Below are 19,954 nucleotides of genomic sequence, written 5' to 3'. Positions count from 1 at the left end.
TGCAAAAGTGTTTCTTATATAATCCCATTTTTCGCGTTAAAGCTCTAGGTTATTATTTATTCCTTATTAATAGGAGATTTGCATGCAGTTTATTTTGATTTTAATTGTCGTTATGGGAGGAATGGGGCTGTCTGTAGAAGCAGGCTTATTGGGCCCTTTAGGTGGTGAGGTTGGAGAATTATGGGCCACATTTAGTGTGTTTGGTGTTGGTGCTGCTCTTACCTTTATGTTGATGCTATTTTTTAGTCCTCGGAATAGCCCATCTTTTTTCAAACAACCATCATGGACATTGTTAGGTGGCGTGTTGGGGCCTGTTTATGTCGTTATATTGACGTTCACAGCACCTGTGATAGGTATTGCTATGACGATGATCAGTATCTTGATGGGACAAATAGCGAAAAGTTTGCTGATAGATCATTATGGTTTATTTGGTAGTCAACATCGCCAGATTGACCGTAAACGGCTTATGGCACTATTTTTTATTGTCATTGCATTAATTCTGATGGCACAAGGTTAGGGGACGCTAATGACTATAATTATGATAATTCTGGCGGTGATTGGTGGTGCAACCTTGAGTATTCAGGCTGCCATTAATGGCCAATTAGGAAGTAAAGTAGGTGTTTTTCGCTGCGCATTTTTAACCTTTTCGGTGGGTGCGTTGATCACCGGGTTACTTATCTTTTATTTTGAACCTAGGCATGCGCTAACCCTGTTGGATGTGCCAAAGTGGCAATTATTAGGGGCAATGTGTGGAGTACCCTATATCGTGATAATGGTGTTTGCTGTGCAGCGAATTGGCACCGCAGTCGCAACGGTTGCGGTAATATTCGGTCAATTATTTATGAGTATGTTAATTGATAATTTTGGTTGGCTTGGTAACGATGTGATTGCTTTTTCGCCAAGTCGTATTGGCGCTGTAATATGTTTGGGTATTGCGCTGTATTTTATTCATGCAAGTGGTAAAGATACAGCAAAAACTGAGAGTTAGCCTTGAAACAATAAAAATTTGGCTGAGGTGATAACTTGTAACAGGGGGGTATCACCTGATTTGAGCTGAGATTTTTCCCCCGCCTTAGGCTTGATACGCTTTAGAATGAATCATTTTAGTCTCGAGTGTATTAGAATAGTACGCTCTCGGCCTTGTATTTTCTTTCGTTTCGCTTTGAGTTGTTGTTCTTAGCCATGCAAGATAGTTAATTTGGCTGTAATTTCTAACAAAAGGTAATGAAAGAATAATGAATACAAAACTGTATAAATCAGTATTGAACTTAGCCGGTGAGCTAATGAATGCTGCACAGCAGCAAGATCAAGTCACGTTCGATTCACTCTATGGGCAGCTAAAAGCACTGTGTATTGAGCATGAAAATACTGAGAAAGATCATCCTGTACAGTGGGAAACGCTCGCTGATTTTACCGATGAGTTTGCCGATGCGTTGTTGATCTATGAAAAAGCATTAGCTAAAGCTAACGCCATCAATGCGAAAGATTATATGTCGTCAATTGGTTATGCGATGGCAACTATGCATGTTGAACTAGGGCAAACCGAAGCTGCTATTGTAAGTTTACAAGCTGCGCAGGTTAGCGCAAATAAAATTCCTGATAAAGCGCTGAAGGCTGAAATAGCTCAGCTGCTACAACAATTACAGTAAAATTAGCTCGTTGATTATGTTTAAGAGGTCACAATAAATGGATGTTACGCTAGGCACTAGCCCTGAACTGATTGCGCAAGCGCATGCTATTCGCCACCAAGTATTTGTGATCGAACAAAGTATTCCTAAGCAGTTAGATTTAGACGGTTTCGACGAACGAGCTGTGCATGTGGTGGTAACAGATGGTGGTGCTTTAGTCGCTACTGCGCGGTTAGTGGAACGTAATCGACGGTGTGGCGTTATGGCAAGGATTGCAGTGTTAAAGCAATACCGAGGATCCGGCATTGCTAAATTGGTTATTAATGCCTTGTTATCACATGCTGGTAAAATTGGCCTTGAGATCATTGAAATTCATGCACATGCCTATTTGCAAGGCTATTACGAAAGTTATGGTTTTAAATATATTAAAGATGTTGAAATAGTTGGCGAACACCAACTTATTGAAATGCAATGCAGTTTAAAAAGTGAAGTGAGGTAACGCCGTAATGCGCGACGAATTAAGGACTAAGATCATTCAAGTTTGCGACAAAAAAATAGCGGTGAAGGGAGATAATGTTGGGCTGTCGTTTTATGCTTTTTTTGCCAACAAAAATGATGATCCAGAATTACTTATGGAAGCTGCGACATGGTGGATACAAACCCACCAATTAGATCACTTTGTTAAAGCGCGGATCATTAAAACCATGATTGAAAATAATCTGTAATAGCGTGTAGATGTTTGATTGTATATTAACCACAATAGCGGTTGAGATATTTATTTTAGTGAGGTGTAGTGCTGGTGGTTGATAGTTGGATTGCCCAAGGGTTTGGTTTACTCAGCTTTGTTTTAGCATTGGTGTGCTTTTATCAAAAGGATGATCGTCGTTTAAAAATAATGATGGTGGTGATGAATCTAAATCATGCACTGCACTTTTATTTACTCAATGCTATCACTTCATCATTGTGCTGTTTATTTTCAGCGGGGCGTACAGCCGTATCAATGCGGGTAAAATCGGTGTGGATAGCAGCCATTTTTATTATTTTAACCGTGGTTATCGGTTATCTAACAGCCCAGCAATGGACGGATTACCTTGCGATTGTTGCCGCTTGTTTGGGTTGTTTTGCACTATTTTGCTTAACGGGCATCAAAATGCGTGTTTTGCTGTTTGCAGGATCGTGTCTATGGTTGGCAAATAATATAATTGTTGGATCTATTGGCGGCGTGTTATTGGAAGCGACTGTAATTATTATTAATATATCGACTATCTACAGACTACATAAACAACGCTTTACCCGTGAGGCGCTGACTGAACATGGTTAATAATGAAGAGCTTAACAAAGCCCTTCACAGTAAATGTTAGTTATTGTCTGGTTAACTCAAACATTTGATTTTCTGCTCCTGAGGTACATGTCCATTGCAGAATATTAGCATCATCGGCAGTTTTGCTACCTGCGACGTCTAAGCACAACTCACTATTTCGGTTGATGATACGCCACTTACCAGAGCCGGCACTTTGCAAACGAAACTGCTGGTTATAGCTCCCTGTGTATGTCCAGATATTGATATTTTCACCCGCTGTAGTTGAATGCGTATAGACCTCTAACCCTTTAGAAGGAGCATTGACTGGTGAAATACGATGCCACACCCCATCGACTGTTGAAATATTAAATTTTTGGCAATCATTATTAAGCCAAGACCACTGCCTAACATTTGCCCCATCTTCACTTTGACAGTTAGCAATATCTAATGATGCACCACTGTGTTTTGGGGTAATGCGGTAAGTACCATTGACTTGTGTATTGGTTGGGTTGCCATTATTGCCGTCGGTATAACCATTGTAGATTTCAAACTCTGCAATTTGCGGTACGCCATTGGCGGAATGAATCACAAAACTTACTTTGGATAAGTTAGTGTTAGAAAAAGTGATTACATTTGGCACAGCACCACCGTTAGTAAGTGTTACACCTGTATCGTAGTTCACTAAAGACCAAGCTGTAATGCTTCCTTTACTGGCTGGGGTTTCAATTATTTTAATCGCATTTATGGTGGTGTTAAGGCTTTTAATATTGATCGTGCCCGTGGTAGCTGACGGTGACCAGTAAGTTGACATATCGCCGTCGTTCACATTGCCATAACTCGAGCCACTGGCTTTAGAACTGCCATCAACACCGGCACTGATAGCAAGATTTTCCCCTGATGGCGTTGGCTCAGGTATTGGATCTGGATCCGGTGTTGGATCAGTTGGGGTAGTCGAGCCACATTGGCCATTCGATGTTTGCAAGCCTTTGTTCGCGCCAGCCGTTGCTGCAATGATGTTGGGTATACACTGTGCATTATCAAGTTGATAGTTATAAGGAATGTTGATTGTTGTGGTTGAGGTCGGATTAGGGCCTGCTGGGTGAAGCTTGTTTTCTTGTTCAGACCAATCGATATTATCCCAAACATTGCCACTGACTTGCCAGTAACCCATATCATTTGTATAAAAAGTACCGAGTGGATCTTTGGAATTTTTAAAGTAGTTGTTTTCGGCGCGCATTTTACCGCCAATTCGTGGATTCATGCCCGATGACACGAGTCCATAGTAGTAGTTGTTGTAAGCATGCGCTGTCGCGTGTCTTAGTAAAGGCGTGCGAGAATTAATATTTTCATAGTAATTGTGATGAAAAGTAACAGGGCCGTTAGTATTGTCACTATCACTTGAGCCAACGAGACCACCGCGTCCAGAGTTGCGCAAAATACTGTAAGATAATGTCACGTATTTGGTATTACTCTTCATATCGAACAAAGCATCATATCCTGAACTTTCGCCACCACTGGCCTCAAGTGTAACGTGATCGACCCAAATATTTCTGACGTTTGACTCCATGCCAATCGCATCACCGCCGTTGGAGGTGGGGGAGCCTGATTTTTTGACGTTTCTAACGTGAACATTTTGAATAATGATATTTGAAGATGAACGAATATGGATGCCTAATTGGTCAAAAAGAGCACCGCTACCAACACCGATAATAGAAACATTACTAATTTCTTTTAGTTCAATTAGATCTGGCCCAGTATTGCAACTATCTCCAGATACTTTACTGGTGTTGCCATGATTTATGGTGCCTTCAACGTGGATGATAATTGGTGTGTCACTTGATGCTCGGTTACATAAAGCCTGGTGAATTTGGGTTCCAGTTGTTGCATAAACAACATCGCCACCAGCACCACCGGTTGTACCACCATTCGTTGCGGCAAAGCCTGACGCATTAGCAAGTGCACTGTTTCCATATATAGCAGTTGTTATGGCCAAAGCATGCAAAGAATATTTAAATAACGTACGTTTATTCATTGGTTGTTCCTAATTATTGTATGTTCAGATCAAAACAATCAAATAAATTAATTGTTAAAAATGTTAACACAATCAAGTCCTGTTTATGCTTGCACTGCAGTGCTACCGGTGGCATTATTGCGCTAAATATGACTTTCTGCAATGCTAATTACTGATTGATTAGTTTTAATTTCATTATTTAGTTTTGTTTTTATGCGTTTTAAATAAATATATTTAATTAAAATTAATAGGTTAGGCTTTGTTTTAATTATTTTAAAAAAATATAAAAATAATAACGATTTATTTTCTAGTTTTTATTATAGTGTTTTTTTGATACTTGAAATTTATTTAACATTTGTTCCTTTATTGTTTTTTGATATGACTAGATCTTAGCATGCTACGGGGCTGGTTCTAACGCAGTATATATATGTTTTATGGATGAGTTAGTTGTTTATAGGTGTTGTTGTGAAGTACTAGAGCATGTTGACCTTTCAGAATTAAAATTTGTTTAATCTAGGAGTGATTTAATCATGACAAGAGGTTTGTAACCTAGTTGGATCGATAACTGCTACCGCGTTATTCTACTGGCGGAAGTAATCTGAGCTTCGGATAATAAATCCATCTCCAGCGGCTATTTTTCAATGTTAACTGCGTTGAATTTACTTGTAATAGGCATGCTATTGACGCGTAAATTCGCCTTATTTTCCCTGAAAATTTCGGCTGGAGAGTAAAAGTAATATTAGTGCTTTAAATCAATGTGTTAGAAAACACATTAACCAAAATTTAGGTTAAGCAACAAAGAGTTAATCGCACTTAGACAGACCACGTTGGGTCGCGAGTTTTTTGAATTTATGATTATTTATAAATACTTACGGTAAAAACTACACTCTAAGAAAGTGTTACACGCTGTGGCATTTTTTATATTTTTTACCGCTACCACACGGGCATTCATCATTGCGGCTAATTTTTATATCTGCAACAGGGAAGATCTCACCATCGAGATAACGCCACTGCCCATCTTCTTTTATGAAGCTTGATTTTTCATGCAGCTGGCAAAACAAGTTTTGATAAAAATAGCTAACACAAAATTCAACACAACCAGTGTATTCTTGCTGGTCTGCACTGATCACAGCTAATTTTATAAAGCGGCAACTATTAGCAAAATCAGCAATTTCTTTGATTGGGTTTTCTGCTTGTTTTTTTTGGGCATAAGTTTGGTAAATATACTTAGCATTTTTTAAGGCATAAGCAACAAAGCGAGAGCGCATTAGTTGCTCTGGGCTTGTTGCTTGTATATTGCCTGAGTGCAATTTTTCACAGCAATCGCTATAGCTTTGTTCGCTACCACATAAGCAAAGACTGTCAGTGAGTGAAGTCATAATTAAAATACGCTTTATTAAAAAACGGCATTTTAACAGCTTATTGTGCTAATGCTATCTCTGTAGCTTGTTGGGTTTTAGTAAAACAGTATAGTTTTGCACTCGCTTGGTCTAACTTTAATGACAGGTTAGCTATTTGATTGTCTTTCACAATGTCTGTCCAGGTGATCACCGCTGCAAAGTTACCGTTATGTAGTGCTGAATTTAGTACATACTCTAAATTAACCAGATGCTTTTGCCTAATCACTAATAGTTTACTGGTATCAATAGAACATGAATCAAGTAAAGCTTTACTTGGTACGTGATCCGGTGCAATCAGTAACGTCCATGCGTTTTTATTATTGTAATGGTGTAACACCTTTAGAAGTTCAAAAGTTGCAGAGATCTCATCTTCTATCTGAATCAAATTTACTGATGCGCTTAAATTATCTTGTTGATAGCTTTTAACTGTTCTGATGGTAATTGGCTGTAACATAAGTTTCACTCACTGGTTGTTTATACAGTACTCATATACAGTAGTTTATACAGTGTTTGTGTGCAAGTGTTTTTTGCTATCTTTTTGAACGATTTTTAAATTTATTTGATACCATCAGCTTTGAAAATGTGCAGAAAATTAAATAATACTATACAAAACAATGTATTAATTATTTAAATTGAGGTGGCAATTGATTTTAACGAAAAGGGTAGATTAGTCCCTTTTCAAGGTGAGTTGGGGATCAGGTGAGCAAACTGCTGTTGGTGTATTTGTTCATACAGTGTTGCAGCATAACACTGGGCATCTTTAAAGCGGCGGGTGGCTAGATGTTTACGTAAATCAGTTAAGGCGGTTGTTGCAGGCTCATAGCCTTGGCTACTGGCTAAACTTAGCCATACTGCGCCATGAAAAACACTAGTAGGTACGCCTTGGCCTTTGATAAAAAATAATCCTAGATAAAATTGGGCTCGCTGATTACCTGACATTGCAGCTAAGCGCATCCATTTAGCAGCGAGAGGAGGTTGATCATTTTTTAAATAATACAGGGCTTTATTAACAGTGTTATCAGGAGTATCAGCTTTAACCGCACTGTGTGGGGCTTTGCTCGGTTGGGTGATAAACGATAATACGTTTTCTAACTGTTGTTCTAAATCTAAGCCAATTGGCGAGGTATCTGTCATAGTGCCACACATATTATTGTTGTCATTTACCTGCTCAGTTTAGTCTAATATCAGGTTAATTGTCCTGTTATTCTTGAAATATATGATAAAATCACGCAATTATTGTCATCTAAAATGAAACTCACTTATGCTCGACGCGTTATTTAAAATTAGCGACCACAACTCGACTGTGCGCCGCGAATGTATTGCCGGCCTCACTACCTTTATTACTATGGTTTATATTGTGTTTGTCAACCCTGCTATGTTGGCTGAAGCTGGTATGGATCAAGGTGCTGCGTTTGTGGCAACTTGTATTGCTGCGGCTATTGGCTGTTTTATCATGGGCTTTTGGGCAAATTATCCGTTAGCTTTGGCTCCTGGTATGGGGCTTAATGCCTTTTTTACTTATGGTGTTGTGTTAGGCATGGGCTATACCTGGCAAGCAGCATTAGGGGCTGTGTTTATGTCGGGCTGTATTTTCTTGTTCCTGAGTTTGTTCAAAGTCAGGGAGTGGATAATTAATGCTATTCCATTGGTGTTAAAGCAAGCCATTGCAACAGGAATTGGAGCGTTCTTAGCGTTAATTGCGCTTAAAAATGCCGGGATCATTGTGGCCAGCCCTGCAACATTAGTGCAACTGGGTGATATAACGGCTGCCGGTCCATTGTTGGCTATTTTTAGCTTTTTTGTTATTGCAGCGCTACTTTATCGTGATTTTAAAAGTGGTGTTTTGATCAGCATTTTATTAGTAACTGTGATCGCGCTAAGTCTGGGTTTGGTAGAGTATCAAGGCGTGATATCTATGCCTCCTTCAATTGCGCCTACTTTTATGCAACTTGATTTTTCAGCGGCGTTTGAGTTGTCAATGCTTAGCGTCATTTTTGCATTGTTGTTCGTTGATTTATTTGATACATCAGGCACCTTAGTTGCGGTAACTCAAAAAGCAGGTCTTGCTGATGAACAAGGTAATATGCCTCGTTTAGGACGAGCATTAAGTGCTGATAGCGCCGCAACCATTGCCGGTTCAGTATTGGGCACTTCGACCACAACCTCATATATAGAGTCAGTTGCAGGAGTATCTGTGGGTGGCAGAACCGGACTTACAGCTGTGGTTGTAGGAATGTGCTTTTTATTGATGATGTTTTTTGCACCCTTGGCGAAAATGGTGCCAGCTTATGCAACTGCGGGAGCTATTTTATATGTGTCGGTGCTAATGCTACAAAACCTCAAGTTTGTAAATTGGGATGATATGACAGATGCCATTCCAGTGAGTGTGGTATTACTGATGACGCCGCTAACATTCTCCATTGCTCATGGCATTGCACTGGGCTTTATTTCTTATACAGTCGTTAAAGTATTGTGTGGTAAACGAGAACAAGTAAGCATCAGTGTGTGGATATTGACTGCGATGTTTGTGATCAAATTTGCGTTTTTATCTTAATGAGTTACTCGGTTAATACAAAGAAAAAGTGGTTTACCACTTTTTCTTTGGTGCAAAAAGTACGTCTAAATCGTCTTGTTCTTGCTCTGCTTTTTTCTTCAGTGCTGTTGCATTAGATGCTTTAAGCTCTGTGCTTATTGCTTCTAAATAACCTTCGAGCTCTTGGCGTTTAGTGGTTATATAGTCATCGCTATAAGCGACTGCAGATACAGTAGCGTAGGCTTTTTCAAAGTATTGGCGTGCAGAACCGACCATATTCGCAGAGCGTGCGGAGATACCTCGTTTAATCTGGCTTTCAATATTAATTCGTAATTGGAGTTTTTCTAAGCGCTTGTCTTCAGCAATAAAAATTTGGCTGTCTACTTTCCCTTTGCCATGCTCTGAACGAAGTACTGCGCGTACTTTCTTAATACCTTGGATTAGTGCTATTAATTGCTTGTCGTTATCGGGTAACACTAAATTTTCTAAGTTAGTGGTGTCGATTGAGTCTCCTAAACGTTCTTTTGCTTCCTTTAAGCGATTCTTTAACTCTTTCGAATTGGGTGATAGCTGCACCATAGCGACTAAAGCATCATGAATACGCCGTTGTAGAATACGTAAAATATGTTCTGACATAGGGATGTTTGCGCTATTTAATAGAACGTCTTCTGATTCTTCAATGATTTTTTTTTGTTTGGTTAAGTCTTTGCGGCGTTCTGTTTCTTGTTTCTCTTTATGCTGTTGTACCGCACTGACCCAGAGGGCAATGACAATCAGTGCAACAATCAACATAATAATAATAGAAACGATCATGGTTTAGGTCTCAAATTTCACAAACTAATAATTTTAATCTTACATTAAATATATGCTAACAGGATAGTTTTGCGCGGCTTATGTAAAAAAGAATTCACTTTCTCATCATTTATTACTATCTGCGTATGATATTTTTTCATTTTGAGCATCAGCTTAAAAGATGGCTACCTCAAGGCGAGGGATTATGCTAGCCTAAGCAGATAACCTTATAAATACGATTCCAGACAGCCTTTTTCTATTGTTAATCAGAAAAAACTTGGCTTGACGCGATGTAGCATTTATAAATAAGCAGTATAACTACACTAAAAAATGCAGCCATGAAATTACAACAACTCAGATACATCGTCGAAGTCCAAAATCATAAACTTAATGTTTCAGCAACCGCTGAAAGTTTGTTTACCTCACAGCCAGGTATTTCTAAGCAAGTACGTATGTTGGAAGATGAGTTGGGCGTGCAGATTTTTGGGCGAAGTGGAAAACACTTAACCCATGTTACCAGCGCGGGCACTGAAATAATTAATATTTCCCGTGAGATCCTTTCTAAAGTAGAGGGTATTAAAGCGGTTGCAAATGAGCATACACTACCTGATCAAGGTAAGTTGAATATTGCCACCACACATACCCAAGCACGGTATGCACTGCCAAGTGTGATCCAAGGATTTATGAAAAAGTACCCTGCGGTGTCATTGCACATGCACCAAGGTACGCCGCAGCAAATTTCTGATGCTGCTGCTCGTGGCGATGCTGATTTTGCAATTGCCACTGAAGCACTACATTTATATTCTGATTTAGTGATGTTACCTTGCTATCACTGGAATCGCAGTATTGTGGTGGCAAAAGACCATCCACTAGCTAAAAAAGCAGAGTCGCTAACCGTTGCCGATATTGCCCAGTATCCACTTATTACTTATGTATTTGGTTTTACTGGCCGTTCAGAACTTGATAAAGCATTTAATGCGCAGGGACTTGAACCACACATTGTATTTACTGCAACTGACGCCGATGTGATTAAAACCTATGTACGCTTAGGTTTAGGTGTGGGTGTTGTAGCATCAATGGCGATTGATCAAATTGCAGATACCGATTTAGTGTGTATTGATGCCAGCCATTTATTTGAAGCCAGCACCACTAAAATTGGCTTTAGAAAAGGCAGCTTTTTACGTACGTATATGTATGACTTTATAGAGCGTTTTGCACCACATCTGACCAAAGAGCGGGTTGAGCGAGCGAGTTTACTACGTAATCAAGATGACGTAGATAAGCTGTTTGAAGATATAGAATTACCGGTTAAGTGACTTTAATCTGTTAATAAAAGCTGCTTAATAACTAGGGCCGGTATATCTTTTGAGGTTGTTCTTGCGGCACAGTATGTTTGTTTTTAAGCAAGACAGAGCAAGATCCTATGCAGTGTGGTTATTCGCCATAAATAGGCGATAACGCACATTAATGCCTAACATGCGCTGCCCGAAGGGGCCTGCCTAGGGGCAATTAACTCTTTGTTGCTCGTTTTTTACTTAGCCCACTAGGTTACAAACCTTGCGACGCGATTAAATAGGCCCTCGTTTGAACAAATATTAATCTGCAACGGTCAACAGACCCTAATAAAGTTCAGTTTCACATATCGTAAATAATAGCAGAGTTGCATGATTCGGGCGCTATTTTGTGTCGCTCTATTAATGATTTTGTGTGCAAACTCGACTTAGATTAGCTCTTGAAAAGGTTATATTGTTCCACCTAGCGCTGTTATGCAAACTTGTCGAAAATATCAAGAGCTATTCACTTAACGGCTGAACAGATAGCACGATTGGTTGCTGTAGGTGGTAGCATTTTACCCACATAGTTCTGCTGAGCATATTGGTTTTATAAAACATCGTAAAATGTGCCATACAGAATATTCAATGCTTCGTCTATGTGCATTGGTATTACTCCCTAGCCTATTAGTTCATCAAAGTGAATATATCATTATTATACTTGCGCGGCAGTATATTCGAGGTGTATTACAGTGATGTGTGCTAGTGATACTGAGGATAATCCTCCCTAAACAAAAGCAATATTACCCAATATATCTTGCCAAAGAAAAAGCCCCAAATTGGGTAATGCCAGTCAGTTAAGCTGACTGGTATTTTTATTCTTGTTAGATGGATATTTTTATGGCTTTGGTGTTACCCATTTTTTATAGCTTCTCTCTTCGCGCCGTCGTGGCAATTTAAAGTAGCCTAACTGCTCTATTAATAACGTGTTGTGCTTTGGAATATTCCCCGGTGATGTCAGTGGTATAGTTGCAAAAAACTGGGTCACTGCCATTGAACAACTCGCGATGCTTAGTTGATTTGGTAATACACTATCGAGCTTACTCGCAGCCTCTGTCATCGCTTGTCTAATAAGATTATCGGCGAGTAATATCCCCCATAACGCTTGCTCTATCATATCGGCCCGTTTGCTTCTCAAGGTATATTTACTGTTCAATCGTGTTTATTTCATTTCTCTAAAGCCCTGTTCTATTTCCCAGCGATAACAATATAATTCAACTATTTCCTCACTTGGAAAGCGCATAGGGTCAATCATAGACGTCAGAATTCGATAGGTTTTTCCTTTAATCGTTTTTGTAACTAAGCGAGCCTCAACATGAGTAGGTAAGTCAGCAAATTTATTTCTAGATAGCGGGGTAGACGTCAGCCGTATCTGTAAGTCATTAGGGCTTATTTTCTTTATCACTTCAAACCAAAGGTCTTTGCGGGCGGGTATCATCCAGGACCGTTGTTTCCCAGCTTGTTGCCAGCGATTTAGCAGTCCAAGGGAATAATAACCTTTATCAAATATTGTCAACGAGTTATCTGGTGTTGCTCAATGAGCTGTTCTGCCAATACCATTTCATTGGTGTTACCAGCAATGCAAAAATGATCCACTTCAACAATTGAAATCTGATCCAGTTAACTTAACACTGGTGCTTTTGGATAAGCACCATGATTTCAAAAGAAGAGTTCATGAAAATAAAAGTCTTAGCCATGCAAGGCATGTCTCAACGAGCCATCGCTAAACAATTGGGCATATCGCGCAACACCGTTAAAAAATACCTTCAAGGTGACTTTGACGAGCCGCATTATGCTACTCGTAAAACGGGTATTTCAAAATTAGAGGCATTTAAACCGTATTTACATTCTCGATTAGCTAAAGCCGCTCCAATACATTTATCAGCCGTTGTTTTACTCAGAGAAATTAAAGAGCAAGGCTATACCGGAGAAATATCGTTACTACGCCAGTACTTGTATCAATATCGAGGTAGCGTTGAACCCCAACCCATTATTCGCTTTGAAACAGAAGCGGGCAAACAAATGCAAGTTGATTGGGGCCAAATGCGAGGTGGGAAATCACCACTGCACGCCTTTGTCGCTGTTTTAGGCTTCAGCCGTGCATTGTTTGTCGCAATCACTGATAACATGCGCTATGAAACACTCGAAGCGTGTCATCGCCAAGCCTTTGAGTATTTCCAAGGCATTCCACAGCAAGTGTGGTATGACAATATGAAAACAGTGGTAATAGAGCGTGATGCTTACGGTGAAGGCAAACATCGCTTTAATCAATGCTTTTATCAATTTAGTAAAGAAATGGGGTTCATTCCAAAGCTCTGTAAACCCTACCGCCCACAAACAAAAGGGAAAGTAGAGCGAATGGTGCGCTATGTGCGCGATAACTTTTATCAGCCATTAGCCACTAAATTATTTGCCCTTGAACTTACTTTGGACGTTGAAACAGCCAATGTTGAAGTCATTAACTGGTTGAACACAGTGGCTAACCAGCGCATTCACGACACAATAAAAGTAAAGCCCGCAGATAGATTAAAAGAAGAGCAAGCGTACCTACAACCTTTACCCCCGCTCCAACCTGTTGCACCACCACAGCCGGCAGAAGTGGCTATACCTGTATTTGATATGTCCTTCGAGACTCACCCGTTACATCATGACTTAAACATTTACGCGCAATTCTCGGAGGCACTATGAACTTGCAACTCGCACGCTTACATGAACTAACGGAGGAGCTGCAACTCGCCGGTGTTGAAACAAATGCAACAGCGCTAGCGCAGCAAGCAGCAAAAGAGGAATGGGATTATTTACAGTTCTTAGAGCGCGTACTGCAAGGTGAGCAGGCGTACCGGCACCAACGTAAACAGGTTATGTTTACGCGTATGGCTGGATTTGCGTCATTAAAATCGCTTGAGGAGTTTGACTTTACGTTTGCCACCGGTGTGCCAAAAAAACAAGTTAACGAGCTTGCCACACTCTCGTTTATTGAACGAAAAGAAAACGTCGTTCTGCTCGGGCCATCAGGTGTAGGCAAAACACATATTGCCAGTGCGCTAGGTTACAAGGCAGTGCAAGCAGGCTTAAAAACCCGCTTTATTAGCGCGTCTGATTTAATATTGCAATTAACCACAGCGCAACGTCAAGATAAGTATAAACAAGTGATGCAGCGCTCAGTTCTGGCACCCAGGCTACTAATAATTGATGAAATAGGCTATTTACCGTTTAGTGCTCAGGAATCTAAATTATTGTTTGATGTCATTGCAAAGCGTTATGAAAAAGGAGCGGTCATACTCACCAGTAACCTCCCATTTGGACAATGGGGGAGCATTTTTGCGAATGACACAGCGTTAACATCAGCGATGTTAGATAGAATTTTACACCACTCACATATTGTTCAAATTAAGGGGGAAAGTTATAGGATCAAAGAAAAGAAACAAGCCGGATTAATGGAAAACCTTAATAAATAGTGGATCATTATTCAAATGGTGGAGTGGATCACTTTTCGGTTGTTGTTGACACATTTCTCTAAAGCCCTGTTCTATTTCCCAGCGATAACAATATAATTCAACTATTTCCTCACTTGGAAAGCGCATAGGGTCAATCATAGACGTCAGAATTCGATAGGTTTTTCCTTTAATCGTTTTTGTAACTAAGCGAGCCTCAACATGAGTAGGTAAGTCAGCAAATTTATTTCTAGATAGCGGGGTAGACGTCAGCCGTATCTGTAAGTCATTAGGGCTTATTTTCTTTATCACTTCAAACCAAAGGTCTTTGCGGGCGGGTATCATCCAGGGCCGTTGTTTCCCAGCTTGTTGCCAGCGATTTAGCAGTCCAAGGGAATAATAACCTTTATCAAATATTGTCAACGAGTTATCTGGTGTATGCTCAATGAGCTGTTCTGCCAATACCATTTCATTGGCTCGATAATCAGAGAATGCAATGTTGATGAGTTGGTGGCTGGTGACCACCATATGACAGACCATGCGTATTTTTGGAAAGATATTTTCACTGTGCCCATTGCTTTGAGCTTTAAATGTTTCGTGATTTTCAGGTGTATCTGTTGTCCGCCAAACAACGCCATCTACAGCGAGTAAATTGAGTCCTGCCCATGTTTCAAGCTTATCACTTTGGTAACTTTACTTTGCCATTGCTAAGAATAGTTGCTTAAAGGCTTCTGAGCCTAGACGTTGTCTAGCGTGCACGATTGTACTAGGTACCAATAAAGGATTTTTATCAGGTAACATGATGTCCATTTGAGTTGATATATCCCAAACCGAACGTTGCCTGAATAAGCTCATGCCAATGATTTACCATAATACAGCCTCTAAAGGTAGGCGGCGCTTTCTAAAGGTTGCTACACCGGCTTGTTGAAAAGCGTGTTTAATTAATTTCGGGAAGAGTATTTCTGCGAACTTTTCAAGTGTGTGAAACGTATTACACGCATCGATAGTGGTAGCTAATTCATGAGCAAGTTGCATAAAAAATCCTTTGACTTGTGATCATAGGATTTTGATCTCATTTTACCGATCGTCAAGCTTTTTATTGCTTAACTGAGCGGCATTACCAAAATTGGGAGCTATTTTTAGGAGATCTAAAACAAGTTATACCATCTACTCTAAACACCTTTAATCGAATCCGAGTGCTTGCAGAGGCGCTTTTTTTATATGCTACTTGCTATAAGTTGGCGTAATAATACTGGGTCTTGCATTAGTGTATTACTGGAGTGCGTCACTCTAGCCTGACAGATCATACCTTCTTTTAAGGTCATTAATAATTGTGCTAACTGTATGGTTTTTTCTAACTGACCTTTAAGTTGTTCTGTGTGTGATAGTTTATCGAACAATAACTGTAAAACTGATTCTTTGTGTGCTTTGCAAAGCATCGCGATAGGGTGCTCGCTGTGTGGAAACTCCGCTGCGGTATTAATAAAAAAACAGCCATTAAAAGGTCCAAGCTCAGAGACTTTATTGTCTATCCAAGCGGAGAGTGCGCTAAAAAGTGCATCAGCCACTTCGAAGGGGGTATTGCAGTTTTCTAATTGTTCATACAACCACTGATTAAAGCGCTGATCTCTGAGCTCTAAACACGCACAGATCAACTCATCTTTACTGACAAAATGATTATAAAGCGTTTTTTTTGCAACACCTGCTTCTTTAAGTATTTCATTAATGCCTACCGCATGGATCCCTCTTTGATAGAACGCACTGAGTGCGGTATTAATTATCTGGGTACGTTTATCCATGGTTGCTCCTAGTCAAAAAGTAAGCTTGACATAAGTAGACCGACTTGTCTATCATCTAAATGTAGACAAGTCGGTCTACCTCTGAAGGAAGTAATATTAATGAATGATGTATTTTACAAAGCCGTTATCGCGGGTATCTTTTCAGCACTGACACTTTCGGTATTAGCATATTTAGAAAGTTTAGGGAATTATGGTGTATGGCTTATGGCACCATTTGGCGCAACTGCGGTACTGGTGTTTGGTGTACCAAACAGCCCTTTAGCAAAAGCAAAAAATGTTATTGTAGGGCATTTCATCACTGCCGTGATAGGTTTGGCTTTTATTAGTTTTATAGGCGTGGATCCGATCAGTATTGCTATTGCGACTGGATTAGCTGTGACCGTAATGATGTTGACTAACACCATACATCCTGCAGCAGGGGCCAACCCTATTTTGATTATGGTCAGTGGTCAAAGTTGGGACTTTTTGATTATGCCAGTTCTTGTTGGTACCGTGTTTATTGTTATCTGTGGGTATATATCAGGGTGGTTGAATACAAAACTCAACGTTGTTGGCCATAAAAAAACCGCTTAAAAGCGGTTTTTTTATGCTATGAGTCTAAAGTTATTACACAACACCGCGAGGTAAGCGGCAATCGTGATCTTTTTTAGCTAGGTACACAATCCAAAACTCTTCGGCAGTGTAACCTTCTTCATTAGCTGTTGTTATAGTAAATGGTGGTTTTTTAACAGCTGCTTTAGCTGGCACTGCTGATTTAGTTTTAGTTTTCTTAGCAGGTGCTGTTGCTGCAGGTTGTGCAGACGTATCGCCTGAAGTTAGCTGCTCTGTTAATTCAGCAACTTCTGCAAGGCGCAAGTTTTTGCCGCCGTCGATGCTGTACCAACCAGGTTTGCTGGTGATTTCAGGTTTCTTACCATTGGCTGCTTGGTATGCTGCTTCAAAGGCATTTAATACTTCTGTTTTGTCTAGTTTGCTCATCAGAGGCCCTATACGTTGTAAACACAGATTGAGAATATTTATTTATACCTATTTTTGACTTACTTTTCAATTTTTTGCGATTTTCCTTCCATTTTAGCCCTATAAACGCCAAAATTTGCACAAAATTTAACGCTAATCTGGAATAAAAAAATGCAGCGCAGAGAATTTAACCAATTACTAAATACCATTTTAAGACCTGATTCTATTCAAGACTTTTGCCCAAATGGGCTACAAGTCGAAGGACGTGAACAGATTAAAAAAATTGTTACAGGTGTCACTGCTAGTCAAGCATTAATCGATGCTGCAATTGCACATGGCGCAGATACAATATTGGTTCATCATGGTTACTTCTGGAAAGGTGAAGCGCAACCTATTACCGGTATGAAAAAGCGTCGCATAGCTGCGTTACTTAATCATGATATCAATTTATTTGCCTATCATTTACCTCTTGATGTGCATCCAGCAATCGGTAATAACGCGCAATTAGCACAGCTACTTGATTTAGAAATACTCGATGGTTTGGAGCCTGTAGCAAATAGTGTCGCAGTCAAAGGGCGTTTAAAAATCCCAATGAGTGGTGAGCAATTTGCACAAAAAATATCAACAGTGCTCGTTCGTGAACCTTTAGTTAGCCTAGTACGTGATGAGCTAATTGAGACCATCGCTTGGTGTACTGGAGGTGGTCAAGGTTATATTGATTTGGCTGCTAGCCAGGGGATTGATGCCTATTTAACAGGCGAGGCTTCAGAGCAGACCATTCACAGTTCGCGTGAGCAAAAGATCGATTTTTTTGCCGCAGGCCATCACGCCACCGAACGCTATGGCATAAAAGCGCTCGGTGAGTTATTGGCTGAGCAACATGGCTTTGATGTAACCTTTATTGATATAGACAACCCAGTTTGAGTTGCCAGCTAATTCACTTTAAGTGAGTGAGATGTTAAAGCGCTTCTGGATCAATCCAGCGGCGCACACTTATCCACGTACTACCGATTACTTCATGCCAATAACTTGTGACTGCCTTTAATACTTCAACACTCGGAATATATTGTTTGTGATGAGGCCACGCTGAGAAATCGTAAAAATCAGTGGCGGCGGGAATAACATCAACGCCTTGGCTATTAAATAGATCTTTTGCTCGTGCCATGTGACTTGCCGAAGTTACCAGTGCAACTTTAAAATCAACTAGAGCAGGTGCTAAAAGCCGTGCTTCATCGGCGGTATCCATAGCCGTAGGATTTTGTTTAATACGCTGCGCATCAATACCTAAACTTATCGCGGTTTGTTGCATCAAACTACTGTTGGTCACTTTATTGTAACCGCCACCTGAAACAATAAGTTGAGCTTGTGGGTACACATATGCTAAGCGCATACCTTCGATTAGGCGGCTTTTAGCACAATTACCAAGTTGGCTATTGGCGTTAAGTTTTGGGTTAGGATTTATATCACAACCAAGTACCACTATTTTATCGAGTATCGGCTGTTTACTTGTATCAAAAATATACTTTAACTGTGAATTTGGAGCAATTATTTTTTGACCAATAAAAGGGGTACTAATCAGCAATAAACTGGTGATTGCGATTAAACCAATAAATACGCTGACTTTCTTGGTACGCAGTGCGATTAATAAGCAAACAAAGCACAGTAGAGCAAACAGAGGCAATGGCATCAGCATTGCACCGAGGATTTTTTTCAGTTCAAACATCACAGTAGCACACATAAAGGGGTTTTCTGTATGCTACTGGGTTAAACCTATTTTATCGACCGTTATTTAACTTACAGGTATTTAAAAAGTGGCGATACACTGGGTTATCTTTCATATTCTTTTTCATGGCTAAATACATTGGACGGGTTAATCCCAGTGCGCCTAATGGAATCGACTTAATGAGTCCTTGGCTTTCATATGGTGTTACTAACCAATCCGGTAATGCTGCAACCCCCATTCCGGCACTGACAAGCTGAAAAATGAGCAAGCCCTGATCTACGGTTTTCAAGGTGCCATCAAAACGTGCATTTTGAATAAAATGTTTGAAGATATCCTGACGCTCTCGTGGAATAGGGTACGAAATAATCGTCTCGTTTTTCAAATCAAGTGCCGTTACATAGGCTTTTTTCGCTAGTTCATGATCAGGAGCAACAATTAATTTAAGTTTAAAATCAAATAAATGTGCGTATTCAAGTTTATCTGGTTCACGAATGTCTGAAGTGAGTACTAAATCTAATTCATCACTGAGCAGATCAGGAATAGCGTCATAACTAAAGCCGCGCTCATAATCAACTTTGATATCAGGCCAAAAGTTATTGAATTCTTTAATTGTTGGTAATAACCAATGAAAACAAGCATGGCATTCAACACTAAGTCGTAATTGTGAAATTGGTTGATTAAGACTTTCTTTTAAACGGCATTTGGTTGCTTCAACACGCGGGAGTACTTCGCTGGCAAGTTCAAGTAATAGCATACCTTGTGGGGTAAAGCGCACCGGTTGAGTTTTACGTTCAAATAGTTGGCAATCAAGTTTGTTTTCTAAATCTTTGATTTGATGAGACAAAGCGGATTGAGTCAAAAATAATTCGCGCGCAGTATTTACCAAGGAACCGGTTTCTTTCAAGGTTGCGATGGTCTTTAAGTGTTTTACATCAATCATCTTTAATAATTCTCATGGTAAAGGTGAGTTTAACTCAGATTACAGCCATAATACGCCTTAAATTAAGATGCATCAACGTCTAGATGGCTATAAATCCCATTTTTTT

23 protein-coding genes and 2 pseudogenes are annotated in these 19,954 nt (G+C 39.9%); 12 read left to right on the top strand and 13 right to left on the bottom strand.

The features are described from left to right. Positions 1-82 precede the first annotated feature (82 nt). The 6 genes from PVK79_RS16465 to PVK79_RS16440 all read left to right on the top strand — a co-directional run bounded on the left by PVK79_RS16465 (position 83) and on the right by PVK79_RS16440 (position 2,949). Entirely contained in the window at positions 83-517 is a 435-nt protein-coding gene (locus PVK79_RS16465) for a DMT family transporter (RefSeq protein ID WP_145241069.1), read from the top strand. Between the two features lie 9 nt (positions 518-526). Next, positions 527-988 (top strand): DMT family transporter, encoded by a 462-nt coding sequence (locus tag PVK79_RS16460; protein ID WP_145241067.1) that lies wholly within the window; start codon positions 527-529, stop codon positions 986-988. Positions 989-1,232: 244 nt separating this feature from the next. Then, positions 1,233-1,649 (top strand): tetratricopeptide repeat protein, encoded by a 417-nt coding sequence (locus PVK79_RS16455; RefSeq protein ID WP_182734977.1) that lies wholly within the window; start codon positions 1,233-1,235, stop codon positions 1,647-1,649. Between the two features lie 37 nt (positions 1,650-1,686). Beyond that, entirely contained in the window at positions 1,687-2,127 is a 441-nt protein-coding gene (locus tag PVK79_RS16450; protein ID WP_182734947.1) for a GNAT family N-acetyltransferase, read from the top strand. A 7-nt stretch (positions 2,128-2,134) separates the two neighbouring features. Continuing rightward, the gene (locus PVK79_RS16445; protein WP_257326196.1) at positions 2,135-2,353 is read left to right on the top strand and encodes a DUF6500 family protein; all 219 of its coding nucleotides are present in this window, start codon (positions 2,135-2,137) and stop codon (positions 2,351-2,353) included. Between the two features lie 74 nt (positions 2,354-2,427). Next, a complete protein-coding gene (locus tag PVK79_RS16440) occupies positions 2,428-2,949 on the top strand; it encodes a YgjV family protein (RefSeq protein WP_182734946.1) in 522 nt (173 codons plus the stop codon). A gap of 40 nt (positions 2,950-2,989) precedes the next feature. Here PVK79_RS16440 and PVK79_RS16435 read toward each other — a convergent pair whose 3' ends face one another. The 4 genes from PVK79_RS16435 to PVK79_RS16420 all read right to left on the bottom strand — a co-directional run bounded on the left by PVK79_RS16435 (position 2,990) and on the right by PVK79_RS16420 (position 7,473). Continuing rightward, positions 2,990-4,960, bottom strand: coding sequence for a pectate lyase family protein (locus PVK79_RS16435; protein ID WP_257326195.1), 1,971 nt, complete (start codon positions 4,958-4,960; stop codon positions 2,990-2,992). Between the two features lie 878 nt (positions 4,961-5,838). After that, the gene (locus PVK79_RS16430; RefSeq protein ID WP_257326194.1) at positions 5,839-6,318 is read right to left on the bottom strand and encodes a YchJ family protein; all 480 of its coding nucleotides are present in this window, start codon (positions 6,316-6,318) and stop codon (positions 5,839-5,841) included. A 40-nt stretch (positions 6,319-6,358) separates the two neighbouring features. Then, positions 6,359-6,793, bottom strand: coding sequence for a SulA-like leucine-rich domain-containing protein (locus PVK79_RS16425; RefSeq protein WP_145241055.1), 435 nt, complete (start codon positions 6,791-6,793; stop codon positions 6,359-6,361). Positions 6,794-7,017: 224 nt separating this feature from the next. Next, the gene (locus PVK79_RS16420) at positions 7,018-7,473 is read right to left on the bottom strand and encodes an SEL1-like repeat protein (protein WP_145241053.1); all 456 of its coding nucleotides are present in this window, start codon (positions 7,471-7,473) and stop codon (positions 7,018-7,020) included. A 127-nt stretch (positions 7,474-7,600) separates the two neighbouring features. On the opposite strand from PVK79_RS16420, the gene PVK79_RS16415 reads away from it, so the two are divergent. Further along, on the top strand, positions 7,601-8,893 hold the full coding sequence (locus PVK79_RS16415; RefSeq protein WP_145241051.1) for an NCS2 family permease: 1,293 nt from the start codon (positions 7,601-7,603) through the stop codon (positions 8,891-8,893). Between the two features lie 33 nt (positions 8,894-8,926). Here PVK79_RS16415 and PVK79_RS16410 read toward each other — a convergent pair whose 3' ends face one another. Then, entirely contained in the window at positions 8,927-9,685 is a 759-nt protein-coding gene (locus PVK79_RS16410; RefSeq protein WP_145241049.1) for a hypothetical protein, read from the bottom strand. A gap of 317 nt (positions 9,686-10,002) precedes the next feature. Here PVK79_RS16410 and cysB point away from each other — a divergent pair, with 317 nt between their 5' ends. After that, complete coding sequence (gene cysB, locus PVK79_RS16405; protein ID WP_145241047.1) at positions 10,003-10,980, top strand: HTH-type transcriptional regulator CysB; 978 nt, start codon at positions 10,003-10,005, stop codon at positions 10,978-10,980. 853 nt (positions 10,981-11,833) lie between these two features. On the opposite strand, the gene PVK79_RS16400 is transcribed toward cysB, so the two are convergent. Both PVK79_RS16400 and PVK79_RS16395 read right to left on the bottom strand, forming a co-directional pair. Further along, positions 11,834-12,112 carry a hypothetical protein gene (locus tag PVK79_RS16400; protein WP_257326193.1) on the bottom strand — a complete coding sequence of 93 codons (279 nt, stop codon included), beginning with the start codon at positions 12,110-12,112 and terminating at the stop codon, positions 11,834-11,836. A 45-nt stretch (positions 12,113-12,157) separates the two neighbouring features. Then, on the bottom strand, positions 12,158-12,511 hold the full coding sequence (locus PVK79_RS16395; RefSeq protein ID WP_257326192.1) for a transposase: 354 nt from the start codon (positions 12,509-12,511) through the stop codon (positions 12,158-12,160). Positions 12,512-12,648: 137 nt separating this feature from the next. Between PVK79_RS16395 and istA the strand changes: the two genes are divergently transcribed. Then, positions 12,649-13,683, top strand: coding sequence for an IS21 family transposase (gene istA / locus PVK79_RS16390; protein WP_182762801.1), 1,035 nt, complete (start codon positions 12,649-12,651; stop codon positions 13,681-13,683). Continuing rightward, positions 13,680-14,453, top strand: a complete 774-nt coding sequence (istB, locus tag PVK79_RS16385) for an IS21-like element helper ATPase IstB (protein ID WP_182762799.1) — start codon at positions 13,680-13,682, stop codon at positions 14,451-14,453. Before istA ends, istB begins: the two co-directional genes overlap by 4 nt. On the opposite strand, the pseudogene PVK79_RS16380 reads toward istB, so the two are convergent. The 3 genes and pseudogenes from PVK79_RS16380 to PVK79_RS16370 all read right to left on the bottom strand — a co-directional run. Next, a pseudogene (locus PVK79_RS16380) lies at positions 14,430-15,059 on the bottom strand (IS4 family transposase); the annotation flags it as partial. The gene istB and the pseudogene PVK79_RS16380 sit on opposite strands and share 24 nt — an antisense overlap. Before the next feature lie 63 nt (positions 15,060-15,122). After that, a pseudogene (locus PVK79_RS16375) lies at positions 15,123-15,464 on the bottom strand (transposase domain-containing protein). Between the two features lie 182 nt (positions 15,465-15,646). Continuing rightward, the gene (locus PVK79_RS16370; protein WP_182734937.1) at positions 15,647-16,228 is read right to left on the bottom strand and encodes a TetR/AcrR family transcriptional regulator; all 582 of its coding nucleotides are present in this window, start codon (positions 16,226-16,228) and stop codon (positions 15,647-15,649) included. Between the two features lie 99 nt (positions 16,229-16,327). On the opposite strand from PVK79_RS16370, the gene PVK79_RS16365 reads away from it, so the two are divergent. Further along, positions 16,328-16,801, top strand: a complete 474-nt coding sequence (locus tag PVK79_RS16365) for an HPP family protein (RefSeq protein ID WP_182718429.1) — start codon at positions 16,328-16,330, stop codon at positions 16,799-16,801. Between the two features lie 33 nt (positions 16,802-16,834). Here PVK79_RS16365 and PVK79_RS16360 read toward each other — a convergent pair whose 3' ends face one another. After that, on the bottom strand, positions 16,835-17,206 hold the full coding sequence (locus PVK79_RS16360) for a hypothetical protein (RefSeq protein WP_145241020.1): 372 nt from the start codon (positions 17,204-17,206) through the stop codon (positions 16,835-16,837). Between the two features lie 150 nt (positions 17,207-17,356). Here PVK79_RS16360 and PVK79_RS16355 point away from each other — a divergent pair, with 150 nt between their 5' ends. Continuing rightward, positions 17,357-18,109, top strand: coding sequence for a Nif3-like dinuclear metal center hexameric protein (locus PVK79_RS16355; protein WP_182760151.1), 753 nt, complete (start codon positions 17,357-17,359; stop codon positions 18,107-18,109). Positions 18,110-18,143: 34 nt separating this feature from the next. On the opposite strand, the gene PVK79_RS16350 is transcribed toward PVK79_RS16355, so the two are convergent. Together PVK79_RS16350 and PVK79_RS16345 are read right to left on the bottom strand one after the other, a co-directional pair. Further along, positions 18,144-18,908 (bottom strand): ElyC/SanA/YdcF family protein, encoded by a 765-nt coding sequence (locus tag PVK79_RS16350; RefSeq protein ID WP_149982829.1) that lies wholly within the window; start codon positions 18,906-18,908, stop codon positions 18,144-18,146. Between the two features lie 52 nt (positions 18,909-18,960). Continuing rightward, positions 18,961-19,848 (bottom strand): LysR family transcriptional regulator, encoded by an 888-nt coding sequence (locus tag PVK79_RS16345; protein ID WP_145241014.1) that lies wholly within the window; start codon positions 19,846-19,848, stop codon positions 18,961-18,963. Positions 19,849-19,954: the final 106 nt, after the last annotated feature.

The organism is Pseudoalteromonas rhizosphaerae (assembly GCF_028885455.1).
GTDB classification, from domain to species: domain Bacteria; phylum Pseudomonadota; class Gammaproteobacteria; order Enterobacterales; family Alteromonadaceae; genus Pseudoalteromonas; species Pseudoalteromonas rhizosphaerae.
This window is presented reverse-complemented; position numbering and strand designations above follow the sequence as displayed.